Source organism: Microcystis wesenbergii FACHB-1317 (genome assembly GCF_014696875.1).
In the GTDB taxonomy this organism is placed as follows: domain Bacteria; phylum Cyanobacteriota; class Cyanobacteriia; order Cyanobacteriales; family Microcystaceae; genus Microcystis; species Microcystis wesenbergii_A.
In genome coordinates, this window is record NZ_JACJQV010000232.1 from 13,897 (window position 1) to 32,491 (window position 18,595).

Consider the following 18,595-nt stretch of genomic DNA (forward strand, 5'->3'; position numbering starts at 1 on the left):
ATTGTTCCCCTGTCAGACTCAAAACTGATAACTGATAACTGATAACTGATAACTGATAACTGATAACTGACAAGGCTGGTACTATATAATAAAAAACGCTCTTTAGTTAGATATTGAGAAAAACATGGAAGTTATCCCCGCTATTGATATTCTCGATGGCAAATGTGTGCGACTTTATCAGGGAGATTACCAACAATCGCAGGTTTTTAACGATAATCCCGCAATAGTGGCGCGAGAATGGGTCAATCAGGGGGCAACCAGATTACATTTAGTTGATTTGGATGGAGCCAAAGAGGGTAAATCGGTTAATTTGTCAACCATTGAAACAATTCTTAATGATATTGCCATTCCCGTACAGGTGGGTGGTGGACTGCGAGAGCTAGAAACGGTGAGTAATCTCCTAAAAATCGGGGTAGAAAAGGCGATTTTAGGGACAGTAGCCGTAGAAAAGCCCGAATTAGTCAGCGAACTTTGTCAAAGCTTTCCGGGGCAAATAATCGTCGGTATTGATGCCCGCGATGGCAAAGTAGCCACCCGGGGTTGGTTAGAAACTTCCGCGGTAGATGCGATCGCTCTTGGTCAAGATATGGCAAAAAGAGGAGCCAGTACGATTATATACACTGATATTCATCGAGATGGCACCCTTTCCGGCCCTAATCTCGCCGCTTTGCGAGAATTAGCCGAATCTGTCGAAATTCCCGTGATCGCCTCTGGGGGCATTAGTTCCCTGACGGACCTACTGAGTTTATTGTCTTTGGAACCTTTAGGAGTAACGGGAGTAATCGTGGGCCGCGCCCTTTATACCGGTGCAGTTAACCTCTCGGAAGCGATTAGTGCGATCGGATCAGGCCGTTGGCAGGATCTACCCCCGAATTTTTTCGCTTAACGGACTTGTTTGAGAGTATCCACCTGTTTATTGAACATATCGGTAAATAGTCCCAAAACAGTGCGATTTTCATTGACTTTGATGTTAACGCTCACGGACATCCCCGATTGCAGCGGCAGAGTGGATTTATCTTTCAAAACTAACTCTTGACTGTTCAAGCTTACCCGGACAGGGAACCGATAAAAACGGTGATTTTCGTCGGGAGGTAAAGCATCGGAACCGATCGAGATTACTTCTCCCTTAATATCGCCGTATTCACTGTAGGAAAAGGAATCAATGCGAATATCGGTCTTTTGTCCCACGCGCACAAAACCGATGTCTTGGTTAGTCACGTCCACCTCTGCCACTAAACAACCTTTAGCAGCATCTTTGATCTGGGTGGGACAGCCATCGGGAACAAGTTTTAATAATGCTTCCGCTTGACTCGGTTGGGGAACAAACCCAGGCCGGGCCTTGAGATCAAAGACCACACCATCGATCGGGGCGGTAATTTTTTGATATTTAATCGTCTGTTGTGCTTGACTAATTTGACTATCTAGTTCGGCAATGCGCTTGTTGTTATCAATAATAATACGACTGATCTGACTATCGATTTCAGCGATCCGTTTCTGATTGTCCGCCATTTTATCGCGCACATCTTTTTCGGTGATTACTGTGGTGTTAATCAGCTTTTCTCGCGCTTGGGAGATCAACAGGGAATAACGCTTTTCTTCCTGTTCCAAGCGGGAAATTTCGGCGATGCGGGTTTGTACTTCTTTCTCTTGTTTTTCTCGATCGATTTTGCCGTTAGCCTCTTGCTGCTGTAATTCATTCTGGCGATCAGTTACCGATTGTTTTTGTTTATTAATCTGATAACGGGCGACCGCCCCTTCTTCTCCCAAGGGTTCAATATCCTTAAGAATATTACGCTCGATATCCAAGCTTTCTTGGCCCTGCTTCATCGAATTGGCATTACGAGTTTTAATTTCTTCTAAGACTAAACGATCTTTGATTAATTGCGAGCGGGCATCGGCCAACTGTACCCTGGTTTGGTTCAATTGTTTTGCTAATTGTTCCATTTCCAATCTAGCGGCCGCTTGTCGAGAATTAGCCTCCCGTCGGGCAGCCTCTAGACGGGCTAATTGCTCCCCTTCTAAAGCAGAGCTAGAAGCACCTTCACTGACCTGTGCTTGATAAAGTTGATTTTCTGCCACCAAAGAGGCACGATTACGGGCTAAATCGGCGATTTCGCTCGGTAATTTTAATTGAGCGATTGAACTCTCCACTTGTGCTGGTGTCAGATCCTGCGCCATTAAGAGACGATAGAATTGATTTTCCTTCTCGGCAGTGGTGCGAATTTTTTTCAAGGATTCTAACTGCACTTGCGAGGCACTGGAATCCATTAAAACCAGTACATCACCTTTCTTAACTCGATCGCCGTCTTTAACTTTAACTTCCTGTACTACCCCGTTCACCGGTGCTTGTACTTCTTGCACTTTGCCCTGGGGTTTAAGTTGTCCTTGGGCTCCCACCACCTGCTCGATTTTGGCGAACGCTGACCAAATTAAAGCGGCAGTGGTGACACTCATTAATGTCCAGATAATCGTCCGCGACCAAATGGGCGATTGTTTCAGGATCACCGATTGTTCCGGTGGGCTGAAAGTGGGTAAAGAAGGGGTAATACTTTTATTTTTCGTGGTAGTAGCCACGTTTTTACCCGCTTGGGTAAGTTCATCGCTTTTACCGTTGCCGTTGCCGTTGCCGTTGTGACCGTTGTTAGAATTACCGTTCATGAAGATTCTCCTATATTTAGGGTTTGCTGAAAAAGTTTTTCGTGGGTGTAGGGTGTGGGGTGTGGGGTGTGGGGTGTGGGGTGTGGGGTGTGGGGTGTGGGGTGTGGGGTGTGGGGTGTGGGGTGTGGGGTGTGGGGTGTGGGGTGTGGGGTGTGGGGAGAATAAATAAAACTAATCTTCTGACTCCTGATAACTGACTCCTGACTCCTGACTCCTGACTCCTGACTCCTGATAACTGACTCCTGACTCCTGACTCCTGACTCCTGACTCCTGACTCCTGATAACTGACTCCTGACTCCTGATAACTGATAACTGATAACTGATAACTGATAACTGATAACTGATAACTGATAACTGATAACTGATAACTGATAACTGACGACCGACTGACTAGATTTGCGAATCCTGTTGTTTATAGAGAGTATAGTAAAGGCCTTTTTTGGCCATTAATTCCTCGTGGGTGCCTTCCTCCGCTACTGTCCCTTTATCCATCATGACAATAATATCGGCGGATTTGATCGAAGCTAAACGATGGGTAATAAAGAAGACCGTATGATCCTTGAAAGCTTCTTTGAGATTGAGGCACACTTGCCGTTCGGTGTTATAGTCGAGGGCGCTGGTGGCCTCATCAAGAATGAGAATTTGCGGTCTTTGCAGGACGGAACGAGCGATCGCAACCCGTTGTCGTTGTCCCCCCGATAGGGATGCCCCCCGTTCACCGACGCGGGTATTATAGCCATTGGGCAAGGTCATAATAAATTCGTGGGCTGCGGCTGCTCTCGCTGCCGAGACAATTTCCTCCACCGTCGCATCGGGGTTAGTCAGGGCGATATTTTCCTGTACCGTACCGTCAAATAATAGGGTTTCTTGGGGAACCATGCCGATTTGACGACGGAGGGAATAGAGTTCCACTTTGTTGATATCGTAGCCATCGATGAGAATCCGTCCCGATTCTGGTTCATAGAGACGGGCTAACAATTTAGTAATGGTACTTTTCCCAGCGCCACTTTCTCCCACCAAAGCGACAAAAGTGCCGGCGGGGAATTCTAAATTGACGTTGTATAGTTGCAGGGCGCCGTGGGGATTGAAGCGGAAAGCGAGGTTTTCGTAGGTGACATTACCTTTAATTAAGGGCATGGGGATATTGTGGCGATCGAGTTCCGCTTCTTGGGGAGTATCGACGATATCGGCCAATCTTTCCAGCGATAAGCCGGTTTCTTGGAAGTTTTGCCAGAGTTGGGTCAAACGCAGAATCGGCGAGGTAACGTAGGAAGCGATAATCCGGAAGGCGATTAATTGACCAAGAGTGAGTTGTCCGTCTAAAACCAGGGCTGCTCCCACCCAAAGCACTAATAAACCCGATAATTGGTTAAAGAAGTGACTAAAGGAACCGGCCAAAGTTGAGGTCATTACCGTTTGAAAACCTTCGGCCACATAGCGCGCATAACGTTCTTGCCACTGCCAACGGGAACGCAATTCGATATTCTGTGCTTTCACCGTTTGAATTCCTGTCATTACCTCCACGAGATAGGATTGGGTTTCGGCGTTTCGTTCGGCTTTTGCTCGCAGTTGTCGCCGCACGATCGGTGCGAAAATAGCTGTGGAGAGAACTAAAATCGGCACGACTCCCAGGGCCCAGAAGGTTAAAATCGGGCTATAGATCAACATAACCACGATGTATATAACCGAGAAAATGGCATCTAATACCACCGTTAGGGCTGTACCTGTTAAAAATTGCCGAATATTCTCTAATTCGTTGATTCTTGTCGAAATTTCCCCCACTGGCCGCCGTTCAAAGTATTTCAGGGGTAAGCGCAGCAGGTGATCGATAATTTCTGAACCGAGGGTCATGTCGATGCGGTTAGTGGTATCGACAAAAAGGGATGTTCTCAAAAAGGTTAAAATTCCCTCAAAAACGGCAATTACTAAGAGGAAAACCCCGAGGGTGTTCAGAGTTTCTGGGCTATTCTGCACGATCACTTTATCGATGATCACCTGAATCATCAAGGGATTGGCCAGGGCAAATAACTGCACGAAGAAAGAAGCGATAAAAACTTCTATTAAGACTCGTTTATGTTTCTTGACAGAAGGCCAAAACCATGATAAGCCAAAACGCTGTTGCTGGGTGTGTTTGGTGGGTTTAAGCAGAATCACTTCCCCTTTTTCGCCCCAAGATTCCAGAAATTCGCTGGTTTTGCGTTTAATTATCCCCCTTTGGGGAACAGCGATCGTGGTTTCCCGTTGATTAATTTCGTAGAGGATAACGATGCTGTCTTGCCAGCGAATTAGGGCAGGAGGGTTGATATTGGGCAAGGAAGAAGCATTTAGGGGTACTAATTGGCTATGGAGTCCCACTACCTCGGCTACAGCCCCACAGAGGGGCAGGGAAAGGCTGCCGGTTCTTTGCAGTTGATCCCCTAGGATGCGTTGGATCACGTCCTTGCGAAAGGGGATATTAAAATATTTGCAGAGCATCTGAAAACAGGCACTCACCGCCTCTAGTTCCGTTTTTCCCCCGAAAAAAGGATATGACTTGCGGTTTTTCTCGACAGTTTTTTCAATGGCGATATCGCTGGTGATGTCGCTTATTTGTCCCTGGGGGATATCTAATACCTGGGTGGGTTTATTTCCCTTAATGACTTGGGTTTCCCAGATATCATCCGTTTCTGTTTCCGCAGCCGCTTCGGTTTCAACTGTCAAGAACTTGTCTAACTGGTCGCAACGCGCTCGCTCCGCGAGATCGGAGGAAAGACCTAATAAGCGCGTGCCAGTCGGATTATTCTGGGTGATAACTGTGCCGATAGGATAATTATCGGTATTTTCGCTGACTAACCAGAGATAATCATCGTTAATCTGGTTATAGGACACACAAGCTTTGTTTAAAAGGGCTTGTGCAATTTCTTTCAGGTCCCCCCCACCCCAGGCCTGTTGATTAAGATAGGAGCCTAGGAGAGCATAAACTTCAGCGATCGAGGTTTCTTTAAAGAAATGTTCCTTAAATTCGGGGTAATTATTGATTAAAGACCAAAAATCCTCTTGTTTTAAGGTTAAACAGATCGTGACTTCCGAAGAAGCGATCACCGTTTCACAGGGGGTAGCGCGCAGGAGACTGATCCACCCGAATAAATCCCCCGGCTGTAATTTAGCCAAAGTAACCGGCAACGGATTGTCAACCCTAGCATCGTAACCCAAAAGTCTGGCCTCTCCCTCGTAGAGAAGGACGAGGTGAGAAGGTAAGCGGTCGCACTTGAGGATCGCATTGCCCATCTCATAGCGAAAGGGTTGTAATTTCTGGCCCAGAGAACGTCTAACCTCGACGGGCAGGCGATCAAAGGGCTGTACGGTCTCCAGAAAGGCGGTAAAATCTAAAGTGGTATAACTCATTGGCTAGGCGAAAATTGACTAGGTTGGCAAATAATTAGGTGAAAAGACTAGGTTTACCCAGTGTTGCAAGGAAATGCTATATAATCGATCCCTGCTCGCTATTGACTGGGTTTGATTCGGAGATAAATTTCACTGTTTGCATTTGAGCCGTTAACCATTGTTGGAATAAATCATTGCGTAAGCGTTGACGGGTGGGAGGATCCAGTTCACAGGATAAGTATTTTTCCAGTCGGACAATTACGACCCATTCTCCCACTTGCGTCGGTGGCCACAGTTGCCCCGGTTTACAGGCTTTGAGAATTTGCCCAATCTGGGGATGGGGAGCGCTCAGTTCCACAGGTCCGATTAGTCCTCCGGTTTCCGCTTCTGCTCCCTGGGAGTATTTTTTAGCTAGTTCAGCGAAGCTAGTTTCTCGATCCTGTATCCGGAAAAATAGTTCTTGGGCAATGCCGATATTTTTTGTCCGAATCAGGGAATAAACCACCTTATCCAATTGATTTTTCACTTGCAAGAAGTAGGATTCTACTTTGTTATCCCAAGTCTCCTGTTTAAATTTTTCTAATTTAATGTCCCGCAGAATTAGATATTCTAGTTGCTCGGAATTCATCCCGTTTTGTTGTAACCAAGATTTCATTTGCTCATCGTTGGCAATTTGATTATTTTGATAGAAACGGGAATAGGCCGCATTTCTTTCTTCGGGATTGCAGGCGATATTGGCGATCGCTTGCTCGATAATTACTTCCCGGATTAACTGCGGCAACATACCATATTTTGCCAAAAGAGGCAAGACCTCTGACTCGCTAATTTTTTGGTCGCCGATTTCAATAATTGAACTCATAATAAATACATTTTCCTCACAGAAAGGCTTAAAACTATCAACTCTAGAAGCTTCTAAATTTTATTGAGGTGATTATACGTCAAAAGAGGGATTTCAAGGCACTCCTCCCTATTTTAATTGGAGTTTTCCCCCGTGAAAGCCGAAAATTACAGAAATTAAAGAAATAAGTCGGTCATCTTGGTGGGTGTGGGGTGTGGGGTGTGGGGTGTGGGGTGTGGGCTTCGGCCGTGAGCTTTTGCCGAACGGGTGTGGGGTTTTACCGATTTTGAGGTAGTCAGTTACCTAATTTTCAGGGAAAAAGTTCCGGAATTTTGCCCCCGATCCCCGCCATGGCTGGCACTTTTTGAGGTCAAAAAAGCCTAAAAGTCTTATCCAACAAGGTTTTTAGATTTATTCAGCATACCCTAATTAATTTTTCATGGTTCAAAAACGGCAAAAATAAGGATTAAATGGCATAAAATCTGTAAATAGACCATTTAATTGATTATTATTCATTCTTAATTCTCCTGACTACTGACTACTGGCTACTGACTCCTAACCCTAACAACGATTTTTGATTTCTGCAAGAGGTCTAATATTGGGACTTAGACAAAAAACAAATCGAGAAAAGCCTCAACTCCAATCCCCGCTTGGGATTTACTTCGAGAAGCCCAAAATCGCTGAAACCCAGATAGATCAAGGAAAATCATAAATCGAGGTTAACCCTTTGTCCCGTAATGGTTTGAGCCTTTTTTGCTGACCGAAAACGCCTAAGTCCCAATATGCAACCCTTTTCCCCGCATTTGCGGAAAATTTTTTGATTTAGGCAAGAGATGTAATGATAAGATATAGGTCTGACTGCCTTGGAGAGGTGGCAGAGTGGTCGATCGCGCTCGACTTGAAATCGAGTAACCAGCAATGGTTCGTGGGTTCAAATCCCACCCTCTCCGTACTCAACCAATCAAATTTGGACTCAGGTGGCCCGATTGTTCGTAGACAGGGGAAAATAAAATATACTAGGCTAAAAGGATAATATTGAGGCAGTAGCCCCCCGGCATGGTTTTTTGGAAAAGATTATTTAATAGCTCGGAAGTCACTGCATCACCTGACTATTCGGGAGACTTGGTAGAGGTTGCTCAGAACGACCTCGGACAGACGCGAGTGTTTTTTAGTACCGATCGAGAGCTAGATCTGTATGAGTTAGAAGAACTTTGTGACTCGGTAGGTTGGGCCCGTCGTCCTTTACGCAAAGTTAAAAAGGCGATCGAATGTAGTTTTTTAGTGGTGTCGATGTGGGAAGTGCGAGGTAATCGCCGTCGTTTAGTGGGTTTTGCTCGTGCCACTTCCGATCACGCTTTTAATGCTACGGTCTGGGATGTGGTTGTTCATCCTCACTATCAAAGTAAAGGCTTTGGTAAAGCATTAATGAAATTTATGATCAGGAAGTTGCGGGGTGAGGACATCAGTAATATAACTCTTTTTGCCGATCCGCAGGTGGTGGATTTCTATAGTCGTCTGGGTTTTGTTCTCGATCCCGAAGGTATCAAAGGGATGTTTTGGTATCCTGATTAAGAATGCCGCTCTTGGGCTATAATAAAAAAGGAGTTTACTTCGGGATGTAGCGCAGCTTGGTAGCGCGCCTGCTTTGGGAGCAGGATGCCGCAGGTTCAAATCCTGTCATCCCGACTTGAGAGAAAATTCGTCAAATCCTTACTTTGTCTCCTTTCCGGTTGACAAGAAAGGCTTGCTTCTCTTAATTCCCAAACTCAGGTGAGTTAGCGGGAAAAGTAGGGGCGAAGCATTCGGATAGGAAATCTACGGTTTCAGCGATAGGTTATGGCCGAATGCTTCGCCCGTACAGGACGCAGGTCGATGAAGATGCAAGGTTTTGAACCACGATTCTCTCAAAATCTTGCACCTGTTTCGCAAAACCAAACCCTAAAACCCTTACCTCGTCTATATTTCATATTTATTCAGCCAACCCTAGGGAGTTGGGGGAGAGAAGGAGGAGGTTTTTGGGGAATAACAAGGGTTTTTCCTGCCACTCCTCCTTTTAAGATATCTACAGACGATTATTCTTCTTCGTAATCCTCCTCGAAATCGTCCTCCTCCCCTTCCTCATCAGCTTCTGACCAGCTGTCGCTGATGGGTTGTCGACTAAAGCGACTGCTGCCGCGGGAGGAGAGGAAAGCCATTTCATCATCCTCTAAATCGACCACATCACCCTCAGCGTAGGCGCGAGCGGTTTGATCGTCAAGAATCATATCGCTATCCTCACTACTATCGCCGAAACCGGGACGAGGAGGGAAACTGGGACTGCTGGGGGCAGCGTAATAACCACGATTGTTGTTGTAGTTATATTCCTCCTCTGGGGGGGCGTAATCGCTGATCCCCAAACTGTTTTCGTGGGAATTAAAGCCAGTACCCGCCGGAATCAGACGACCGATAATCACGTTTTCCTTGAGACCGCGTAACCAGTCGGACTTGCCTTCGATCGCCGCTTCGGTGAGGACGCGGGTGGTTTCTTGGAAGGAGGCGGCACTGATAAAGCTATCGGTATTCAAGGAAGCTTTGGTGATCCCCAGTAGTACGGGCGTATATTTAGCCGCCGCTCCCCCTGTGATTGACATGGCTTCGTTTACCGTCTCCACCTGTCGCAATTCCAACAATTCCCCGGGTAACATACTGGTATCACCGCCGTCATCGATCCGCACCTTAGAAGTCATCTGACGCACGATCACTTCGATGTGTTTATCGGCAATATCGATCCCCTGGGATTGGTAAACCGACTGTACCTGATCAACGAGGAACATCTGGGTTTTTTCCAAGGCTTTTAAGGCCGCTTCGTAACTGCCCAAGCTATCCACATAATAATTAAAGAACACCTCTAAAATCTCGTGGGGATTAGCCTGACCATCGGTTAACGCCTGACCCACATCGATACGCTGATTATCGCTCACCAGGGGGTTTTGACTGCCTAAAAGCGGATATTCACTGATCGTGCCGTCATCCTCGACCACCTTAATATCGACAATCTCAGAATCTTGGTACTCCACTTGACAAACTCCCGGTTTGCGTGCTAGGACACAGGCCTCTTTCGGTTTGCGGGCTTCGAGCAGTTCTTCGATTCTGGGTAAACCTTGAATGATATCCCCAGTTTTCGAGCGCTCAAACACCAACAGCACCAAATTATCGCCCCGTTGGACCAGATCTCCCTCGTCGATGTGCAGAATTGCCCCGGCCGATACTCGGTAGGGTCGGGCCTTACGCAGACGGATTTCATAGCCAGTGGCGGTTTTGTCAACGGCCAGCACTTGACCGGAATTGGGGGCTAAAACTTCGGCAGCGATCTCAGCTTCGGCGATTACCAGATCCCCGGCTTTGACGGTGGGAGCAACAGCGAGCGGGAGAATAAACTCGTCACGGTCACTCACAATTAAAAGACGGCGCACCGCTTCGCTGCCCTTGCGAATCCCGCGAATTTCTCCAGCTTCCTTACACTGGATTTCGGTCCGGGCTACCACTGCCCCCGGTGGAATTTCATCGCCATCTTGGACGAGAACGCGAGTCTGAATATTACCCCCTAAAGGATCATTATCACTATCTCGACGCAGCACCAGAGATTCGAGAATAACTAACTGTAAACGCTGACAATCCGTGTCCTCAATCGGTTCTAACTCGATATCTGCCGTCAGATGGGAGACTGATTCTGGTTCTTCGCTAGAAATTTCGAGGACTAATTGGGTGCTGATCAGTTGACAACCCTCGACGGATTTAACTCTTTCCCCGTCTTTAAAGAAAATGCGCTGCACCGATCGCAGTTCGATATGTCGTCCTCCTTCTTGGTTAGCGGAACCTTGGGTGGGAGAAGTGGATTGGTCTTCTACGGCGAACTCCTGTACTGGTCGCAGCAGTAATCCCAAACCCTCGTTAGTTTCCACCCATTCCGCTTGCCGTAACTCCTCGATCGTGACTTCGGGAGTCAACTGTGTCCCGGGGTAAATTAACTGTTCTTGGGCAATTCCGGAGGATTCCGGTTCGAGATCCATAAATAACAGCCCTGGTTTGACAATAATCTCCCGGAGGATGTCATTTTTCTGGATCACTTCCACCACACCGCTACAGTTACAGAAGATGTCTTTAACCACTTCTTCCCCTGCTTCCACATACTGCCCATCTTCCACCTGTAAGAGGGAAATATCTTTATTGACTTCGTGGGTTTCTTCGGGAATCCAGAGGATCGTGCCGCCTTTGGTGATTTCATAACCCTGTTTACGGCTGCCTTTGGCGACTTCGATATCGACGTATTTAATCATGCCACCGGTGTGGGTTTGATAGCGATCATCGATTAACTCGGCGACAATGGCATGATTCTGTACTTTTGTCCCCGGAGTGGTTTTCAGTAGGAAGCTTTGACCATCTCCCGTGTGAATAATAAACTGTTCCCGACCGGCACTACTCTCTACTTTTACTTCGGCCTGATCCAAGGACACGGAAGCGGTGACGATATCGATTTCCCGGCTATTGGGGGCTAAACGCACCAAACCGCCGTTAGTGGATACCAGCTTAGTTTCTGCTAAAACATCTCCCACTTGTACTTTATCGCCGTTACTGACCACGGGTTCGGCCCCGGTTGGCAAGTTATACACTTCTCCGGAAAGAATCCATAGTAATCCCCCCCGTTGGGCGATGCGGGTGGTGTTGCCTTGGCGATCAGTTTTTTCTTCTGGCACTAATTGGGAGAATAGCACCTCACCAGCTAAGTCACTGGTTACGTCTTTTGTGGCTTTTTCTGTCGATTTTTGGACTTTATCGGAGGTAATTTCCGCTAGTAACTGTTCCTCGCTTACCGTTGCGCCATCGGTGACAAATAGCAGCGACCCCGGAGTCAAAGAGTAGGTGACGGTTTCTTTAGTTTTATCCTTGGGTGTTAATTTAATTTCCCCCGGGGCCTCCACCTGATCCCGTTCATCCCCGTGGCGAGTTCGCACGTTACGGATACTTAACCCCGGCAGAAAACGCACGCTTCCCTCGAAGGGACTCCGCACTTGCCGGGCCACTTCTCCGGTAAATACGCCCCCGGTGTGGAAGGTACGCATAGTTAACTGAGTCCCCGGTTCCCCGATCGATTGGGCGGCAATAATCCCCACTGCTTCCCCCATATCCACCGGATGACCGTGGGCCAGACTCCAACCGTAACAGGTTTGGCAAACTGAGCGGGCTGCTTCACAGGTTAAGGGGCTGCGGACTTTGATTTTATCGACCAGTTTGCCCAGTTTTTCGGCGGTTTCATCATCGATAATCTGGTTGCGGGTGGCGATCACTTCTCCCTTGACCACCACATCTTCGGCCAAGGAACGACCTAATAGGCGATCGCTTAAGGGAATTAACACGCGATCGCCATCGGTCATAGCAGTTAATTCGATGTAACGATTGGTGCCACAATCTGCCTCGCGGACGATGACATCTTGGGACACATCCACTAGACGACGGGTCAGATAACCGGAATCTGCCGTCCGTAGGGCGGTATCAACTAAACCTTTGCGCGCCCCGTAGGAGGAAATAACGTATTCGGTAACGGTCAATCCTTCCCGGAAGTTAGTCTTAATCGGGAGGTCAATAATTTCCCCCTGGGGATTAGCCATTAATCCCCGCATTCCCACTAACTGACGTACTTGGCTCATATTACCCCGCGCCCCAGAGAAAGCCATCATATAGACGGAGTTGAGGGGATCGGTCACTTGGAAGTTGCGAATTACTTCATCTTTAAGTGATTCAGATGTACTATTCCAAGTATCAATTACTTTTTGGAAGCGTTCCACTTCGGTGATTTCCCCGCGCACATAACGCTGTTCGGTTTGCCGGATTTCCTGTTCGGCACTTTCGATCATTTGTCGTTTAGCCGGCGGTACGGTTAAATCATCCACACTAATGGAAACCCCTGCTTTGGTAGCGAAACGAAACCCGAGGTTTTTCAATTCATCGGCCATTTGTGAACAGCGCGCCGAACCGTAGTTTTGATAGGCCCAAGCGATCAGTTTTTTCAGTTTTCCTTTGTCAACAGTTTGGTTATAAAACATCTCGATCCCAGTAAGTGGTTGGACAAAAGTAAAGTTAACCGTGGGGTAAGGAGTCAGGAGTCAGGAGTCAGGAGTCAGGAGTCAGCTTTTATTTATTCTCGCTGCTCCGGCGCTCCCCAATTCCTCATCACCTAACTTGAAAGAGGGTGTAGGGTGTGGGGTGTAGGGAAAGAAACCTCTTTCATCTGTGGGGGTGAAAATTTTTTCATCGGGACTGACTCCTGACTCCTGACTTCTCACTGATAACTGATAACTGATAACTGAAATTACACTTCCGATTCTTCTTCCTCAAAGTCTTCCGTGGTTAAAGATTCGTAGGTGGGGCGAGAGGGGGCGCGACGACCGACATCGACCATCAGATCCACCTCCACATCGCGGGAAGTACCATCGGGGGCATTTTCCACCTTGTGAACGGCGATATCGAGGCCGAGGGATTGCAATTCTCGCATCAAAACCTTAAAGGATTCTGGCGTACCCGGGCGGGGAATCGGCTTGCCTTTTACGATCGCATTTAAGGACTCATTCCGTCCTTGCATATCATCGGATTTTACCGTTAGCAATTCCTGCAAGGTATAGGCCGCCCCGTAGGCCTCCAGGGCCCAGACTTCCATTTCTCCGAAGCGCTGACCCCCCTGTTGAGCTTTACCGCCCAGGGGTTGCTGGGTAACCAAGGAGTAGGGACCGGTAGAACGGGCGTGAATTTTATCATCAACCAGGTGAACCAGTTTTAACATATAGGCCATACCGACGGTAACGGGACGGTCAAAGGGTTCCCCGGTGCGACCATCGTAGACGGTGACTTTGCCGGCGTGTTCTTCCTTGAACACCCAATCGCGATTGGGTTTTTTCGAGGCACTTTCTAGCAATCCGTGGACGGTTAAACGGCTGGCTTCTTCCCCGTACATTTCGTCAAAGGGAGTAATCTTAAAGCGCACGCCCAGATTTTCGCCGGCCCAACCCAGTAAACATTCAAACACCTGACCGACGTTCATGCGACTGGGAACCCCTAGGGGATTGAGAACGATATCGACGGGACGACCATCGGGGAGGTAGGGCATATCTTCTAGGGGTAGAATGCGAGAAATAATCCCTTTATTGCCGTGGCGACCCGCCATTTTATCGCCCACTTGGATTTTGCGTTTTTGGGCAACGTAAACCCGTACCACCATATTGGCCCCGGGGGGTAATTCGTCCCCCTGTTCGCGAGTAAATACCCGCACATCCACTACCCGGCCTTTTTCGCCGTTGGGGACGCGGAGGGAGTTATCCCGTACATCCCGGGCCTTTTCGCCGAAAATTGCCCGCAGTAGTTTTTCTTCGGGGGGTTGGTCTGATTCGCCTTTCGGGGTGACTTTCCCCACAAGGATATCGCTGGCTTCTACCCAAGCACCGATGCGAATAATGCCGCGTTCATCGAGGTTTCGCAGGGCATCTTCACCGACGTTGGGAATTTCCCTGGTGATTTCCTCCGGTCCGAGTTTAGTTTGACGGGCTTCGATTTCGTATTTTTCGATGTGGATGCTGGTGTAGGTGTCTTGTGCCACCAGTCTTTCACTGATTAAAATTGCGTCTTCGTAGTTATAGCCTTCCCAGGGCATATAGGCGACGAGGATATTCTGGCCGAGAGCTATTTCTCCTCCTTCGGTGGCGGAACCATCGGCGAGAATCTGCCCCGGCACAACTTGTTCCCCTTGATAGACTAAAGGACGCTGATTTAGGCAGGTATCTTGGTTAGAGCGTTGATATTTCTGAATTTCGTACTCGATCTCGCTCTTGCCAAAAATCTCTTTGTCTTGATCCGCTACTTTGATGCGAATCCGGTTAGCATCGACGTAGGAAACGACCCCATTGGTACGGGAAACGATGACCATGCCGGAGTCGCGAGCGGCCTGTGCTTCCAATCCAGTGCCAACCAGGGGACGTTCGGGACGCAGCAAGGGAACCGCTTGTCGCTGCATATTAGACCCCATCAGGGCGCGGTTAGCGTCGTCGTGTTCGAGGAAGGGAATCAGAGAAGTTGCCACCGAGACAATTTGAACGGGGGAAACACAAACGTAGTCCACTTGTTCGGGGGAAGTGGTGGAGAATTCCTGCCGATAGCGCACGGGGATAGTTTCGCCGAGGATATAACCATTTTCATCGGTGGCCACGTCTCCCGGTGCGACTCTGAGATCGTCTTCTTCGTCGGCGGTGAGGTATTTAACGGGGAGATCGTAGCGGACTCGGCCATTTTCCACCGCATAACAGGGGGTTTCAATAAAACCGTAGTCGTTGACGCGAGCGTAGGTGGCCAGGGAACCGATTAAACCGGCGTTGGGACCTTCTGGGGTTTCCACGGGACAAATGCGACCGTGGTGGGAGGGGTGAATGTCGCGCACGGCAAAACCGGCCCGTTCCCGGGTGAGACCGCCGGGTCCAAGGGCGGAAATACGGCGTTTATGGGTCAATTCCGCCAGGGGGTTGGTTTGATCCATGAACTGGGAGAGTTGCGAGGAACCAAAGAATTCTTTAATTGCCGCTACTAGGGGTTTCGGGTTGACTAGGGAAGCGGGGGTGAGGTTTTGGGATTCGCTGACGGTCATCCGTTCCCGAATGATTCTTTCTAAGCGGTTTAAACCTACTCGCACTTGGTTTTGGAGCAGTTCACCCACGGAACGGACGCGACGGTTGCCGAGGTGGTCGATGTCGTCGGTGTTGCCGATGTCAAATTCGAGGTTAATTAGGTAGTCGATCGCCGATAAAATGTCGGTGGTGGTGAGAACGCGCTGGTTATCGGGGACGTTGAGGCGTAGTTTTTTGTTGAGTTTATAACGACCAACGCGACCGAGATCGTAGCGTTTATTGTCAAAAAAGCGCGATTCGAGCAGTTGTTGCCCGCCGGTGACGGTGGGAGGTTCCCCGGGGCGTAGTTTGCGGTAGAGGTCGAGCAGGGCCTCTTCTTCGCTGGGATTGCCTTCTTTGTCGAGGGTTTTTTGGTAGAATTCGGGATGGCGTAGGGAGTCAAAGATTTCGTTATCGCTCAATCCGATCGCTTTCAGGAGAACTTGGGCGGATAGTTTGCGAGTTTTGTCGATTCTGACCCAAACTAAGCCGTTTTTGTCGGTTTCAAATTTTAACCAAGCTCCTCGGTTCGGAATCAGGGAAGCGGAGTAGGTGCGGCGACCGTTTTTGTCGATTTCGGCTTTGTAGTAAACACCGGGGGAACGGACGATCTGATTGACGATGACTCGTTCGGCCCCGTTAATGATAAAGGTTCCCCGTTCGGTCATCAGGGGTAAATCGCCGATAAACACTTCCTGTTCGATATTTTCTCCCGTTTCTTTGTTGATTAGACGGGTAGGAACGTACATCTGAACGGAATAGGTGCTATCGCGTCGTTTGGCTTCATCGACGTTGTATTTCGGTTCTTTGAGTCTGTAGTCCTGGCCGAGGAAATGTAGTTCTAATTTACCTGTATAGTCGCTGATGGGGGAAAAGCTGTTCAGTTCCTCGATTAGTCCTTCTTCCAAAAACCACCGAAAACTGGAGTGTTGGATTTCGATGAGGTCGGGTAAGAGGTTAAAGGTAAGATTGTTCATAATGGTTACAAGGGCTGATGACACGATAGCGACGGTCGGATATCAGTGAGCGGTGAGGAGTTGGGTGATGGGGTATTGGGGAGAAAAGCCGTCTCCTGACTCCTGACTCCTTTCTCCTGTCTAATAAACTATGTTTTTTAACTGGGGAGTTGAAATAATTTGCGGGCGTTGTGGGTGGTTTGTTCGGCTAGGGTTTCGACCGGATAGCCGCGCAGACGGGCGACGGTTTCGGCCACATGGAAGACGAAAGAGGGTTCACAGGGTTTACCGCGGTGGGGATTGGGGGAGAGAAAGGGGCAATCGGTTTCGATCAGTAGGCGATCGCTGGGGACAATTTGGGCGGCAGCTTGCACGGTTTTACTGTTTTTGAAGGTGACGATGCCGCTAAAGCTGATGTAAAAACCCAAATCTAAAAACCATTGAGTTTCTTCGGGGTTGCCAGTCCAGCAGTGCATCACGCCGTCAATTTTGCCCACTTGTTGCCGAAAGGCACTGATTTCCTGCCGCATTTCCTTCGCCGCATCTCGACAATGGATAATCACGGGTTTATCGAGACGATGGGCGATTTCTAATTGCGTCCAAAAGACCTGTTTTTGCTGCTCTTGATTATCCGCTTTATAGAAGTCTAAACCCATTTCCCCGATCGCCACAACGCGCCGATCAGATCGGGCTAGGGATTCGATCTGATCGGCACTATTATCTCGCCATTTTTGGGCATCTAGGGGATGTAAACCGACGGCGAAGGAAATTTCCTCAAATTGATCAGCAATGGCTTTAATCGCTGCAAATTCCTCTGGTTCGACACAGGAGTGAACCAGATGAACGACTCCCACACTTCGCCAACGTTCGGAGATAGCGGGCAAGTCGGCTTGCAAAACGTCAAAGTTCAGATGAACGTGCGTATCTATTAATTGCATCGACCCCCGATCGCTTGTTGCGTCTGTCCTGATTACAGCTTAATTGTTTCCTAGGAAGCTTGGCTAACTTTTTGCCAAGCTTTGGCTAAACCGGCTTTTTTTCTAGCGCCGTTGTTCCGGTGCAAGACGTTGCGCTTGACGGCTTTATCAATTTTACTGTAAGCTTCTGATAGAGCTTGTTGGGCGCTTTCTAGCCCTTCTGGGCTGGGGTTGGATCCGTAGGCCGAGACAGCGACAAGACATTTTTTGATCAGGGTTCTTACGGCTGACTTGTACGCTTTGTTGCGTAGTCGATTTCTTTCGGAGATTTGGACTCGTTTGAGTGCAGACTTTGTATTAGCCACAGTCGTTTCTTGTTCTCAATACTGGTATGGTTGACTCGGGACATAGACAAACCATAATAACAGATTTGTGCTATTTGTTGCAAGAGTTTTCTGGACAAGATTGGGGCAACCCCAAAGATACTTTCAGGATGAGGTTCCCACAGACGGGGAAGGATTGAGGGTTAAGGGGACTGCCACACCTGAATTCAGGTTCAGGGAATTTTGTCATGACTGTCCCGATAACTATCGCCAAACTTGTCCTGAGGGGCTAAAGTGTGCTATAAGCAGTCAGACCCTTTCAGGGTCTTTATTCTTTCTGATTAGGTAAATTACTGATGACTGAAGCTAAACGCGCCCTAATTACCGGCATCACCGGTCAAGATGGTTCCTATCTGAGCGAATTATTATTAGAAAAAGGCTATGAAGTCCACGGTATCATCCGTCGTACTTCAACTTTTAACACCGATCGCATTGATCATATCTACACTGACCCCCACCAGCCCGATACTAAATTATTTCTTCATTATGGCGACCTCACCGACGGGACGACCCTGCGGCGTATCCTCGAACAAGTGCAACCGGTAGAAGTGTATAATTTAGGCGCTCAATCCCATGTGCGAGTCAGTTTTGATGCCCCAGAATACACCGTTGATGCTGTGGGAGTGGGGGTCTTAAGATTACTAGAAGCAATTCGGGATTATCAAAAAAGAACCGGCATCGAAGTGCGTTTCTATCAAGCAGGTTCCTCGGAAATGTTCGGGAAAGTCATGGAAGTTCCCCAAAAAGAAACCACGCCATTTTATCCCCGCAGTCCCTACGCTTGTGCGAAAGTTTACGG

The 18,595-nt window shown here is 48.3% G+C and carries 9 protein-coding genes, 2 tRNA genes and 1 pseudogene; 5 read left to right on the forward strand and 7 right to left on the reverse strand.

Annotated elements, in window-relative coordinates:
- Positions 1–124: 124 nt before the first annotated feature.
- Positions 125–886, forward strand: coding sequence for a 1-(5-phosphoribosyl)-5-[(5-phosphoribosylamino)methylideneamino]imidazole-4-carboxamide isomerase (hisA, locus tag H6F92_RS24225; protein ID WP_190359797.1), 762 nt, complete (start codon positions 125–127; stop codon positions 884–886).
- Here hisA and H6F92_RS24230 read toward each other — a convergent pair.
- The 3 genes from H6F92_RS24230 to H6F92_RS24240 all read right to left on the reverse strand — a co-directional run bounded on the left by H6F92_RS24230 (position 883) and on the right by H6F92_RS24240 (position 6,880).
- Positions 883–2,658, reverse strand: a complete 1,776-nt coding sequence (locus H6F92_RS24230; RefSeq protein ID WP_190359798.1) for a beta-barrel domain-containing protein — start codon at positions 2,656–2,658, stop codon at positions 883–885. The genes hisA and H6F92_RS24230 overlap by 4 nt on opposite strands.
- 390 nt (positions 2,659–3,048) lie before the next feature.
- Entirely contained in the window at positions 3,049–6,042 is a 2,994-nt protein-coding gene (locus H6F92_RS24235; protein WP_190359799.1) for a peptidase domain-containing ABC transporter, read from the reverse strand.
- A gap of 76 nt (positions 6,043–6,118) precedes the next feature.
- The gene (locus H6F92_RS24240; protein ID WP_190359800.1) at positions 6,119–6,880 is read right to left on the reverse strand and encodes a peptidylprolyl isomerase; all 762 of its coding nucleotides are present in this window, start codon (positions 6,878–6,880) and stop codon (positions 6,119–6,121) included.
- An 844-nt stretch (positions 6,881–7,724) separates the two neighbouring features.
- Between H6F92_RS24240 and H6F92_RS24245 the strand changes: the two genes are divergently transcribed.
- The 3 genes from H6F92_RS24245 (at position 7,725) to H6F92_RS24255 (ending at position 8,545) form a co-directional block, all read left to right on the forward strand.
- Positions 7,725–7,809, forward strand: a tRNA-Ser gene (locus H6F92_RS24245).
- Between the two features lie 106 nt (positions 7,810–7,915).
- Positions 7,916–8,431, forward strand: coding sequence for a GNAT family N-acetyltransferase (locus H6F92_RS24250; protein WP_190359801.1), 516 nt, complete (start codon positions 7,916–7,918; stop codon positions 8,429–8,431).
- A gap of 40 nt (positions 8,432–8,471) precedes the next feature.
- Positions 8,472–8,545, forward strand: a tRNA-Pro gene (locus H6F92_RS24255).
- A 715-nt stretch (positions 8,546–9,260) separates the two neighbouring features.
- Here the strand turns inward: H6F92_RS24255 and H6F92_RS24260 are convergent.
- The 4 genes and pseudogenes from H6F92_RS24260 to rpsT all read right to left on the reverse strand — a co-directional run.
- Positions 9,261–12,939 (reverse strand): annotated as a pseudogene (locus tag H6F92_RS24260) (DNA-directed RNA polymerase subunit beta'); the annotation flags it as partial.
- Between the two features lie 266 nt (positions 12,940–13,205).
- A complete protein-coding gene (gene rpoB / locus H6F92_RS24265) occupies positions 13,206–16,517 on the reverse strand; it encodes a DNA-directed RNA polymerase subunit beta (protein ID WP_190359803.1) in 3,312 nt (1,103 codons plus the stop codon).
- Between the two features lie 137 nt (positions 16,518–16,654).
- A complete protein-coding gene (locus H6F92_RS24270) occupies positions 16,655–17,434 on the reverse strand; it encodes a TatD family hydrolase (protein WP_190359804.1) in 780 nt (259 codons plus the stop codon).
- Between the two features lie 50 nt (positions 17,435–17,484).
- Positions 17,485–17,778 (reverse strand): 30S ribosomal protein S20, encoded by a 294-nt coding sequence (gene rpsT / locus H6F92_RS24275; RefSeq protein ID WP_190359805.1) that lies wholly within the window; start codon positions 17,776–17,778, stop codon positions 17,485–17,487.
- Positions 17,779–18,092: 314 nt separating this feature from the next.
- Here rpsT and H6F92_RS24280 point away from each other — a divergent pair.
- Positions 18,093–18,595: GDP-mannose 4,6-dehydratase (locus H6F92_RS24280; RefSeq protein WP_190359806.1), on the forward strand; the 503-nt coding region annotated here is incomplete at its 3' end.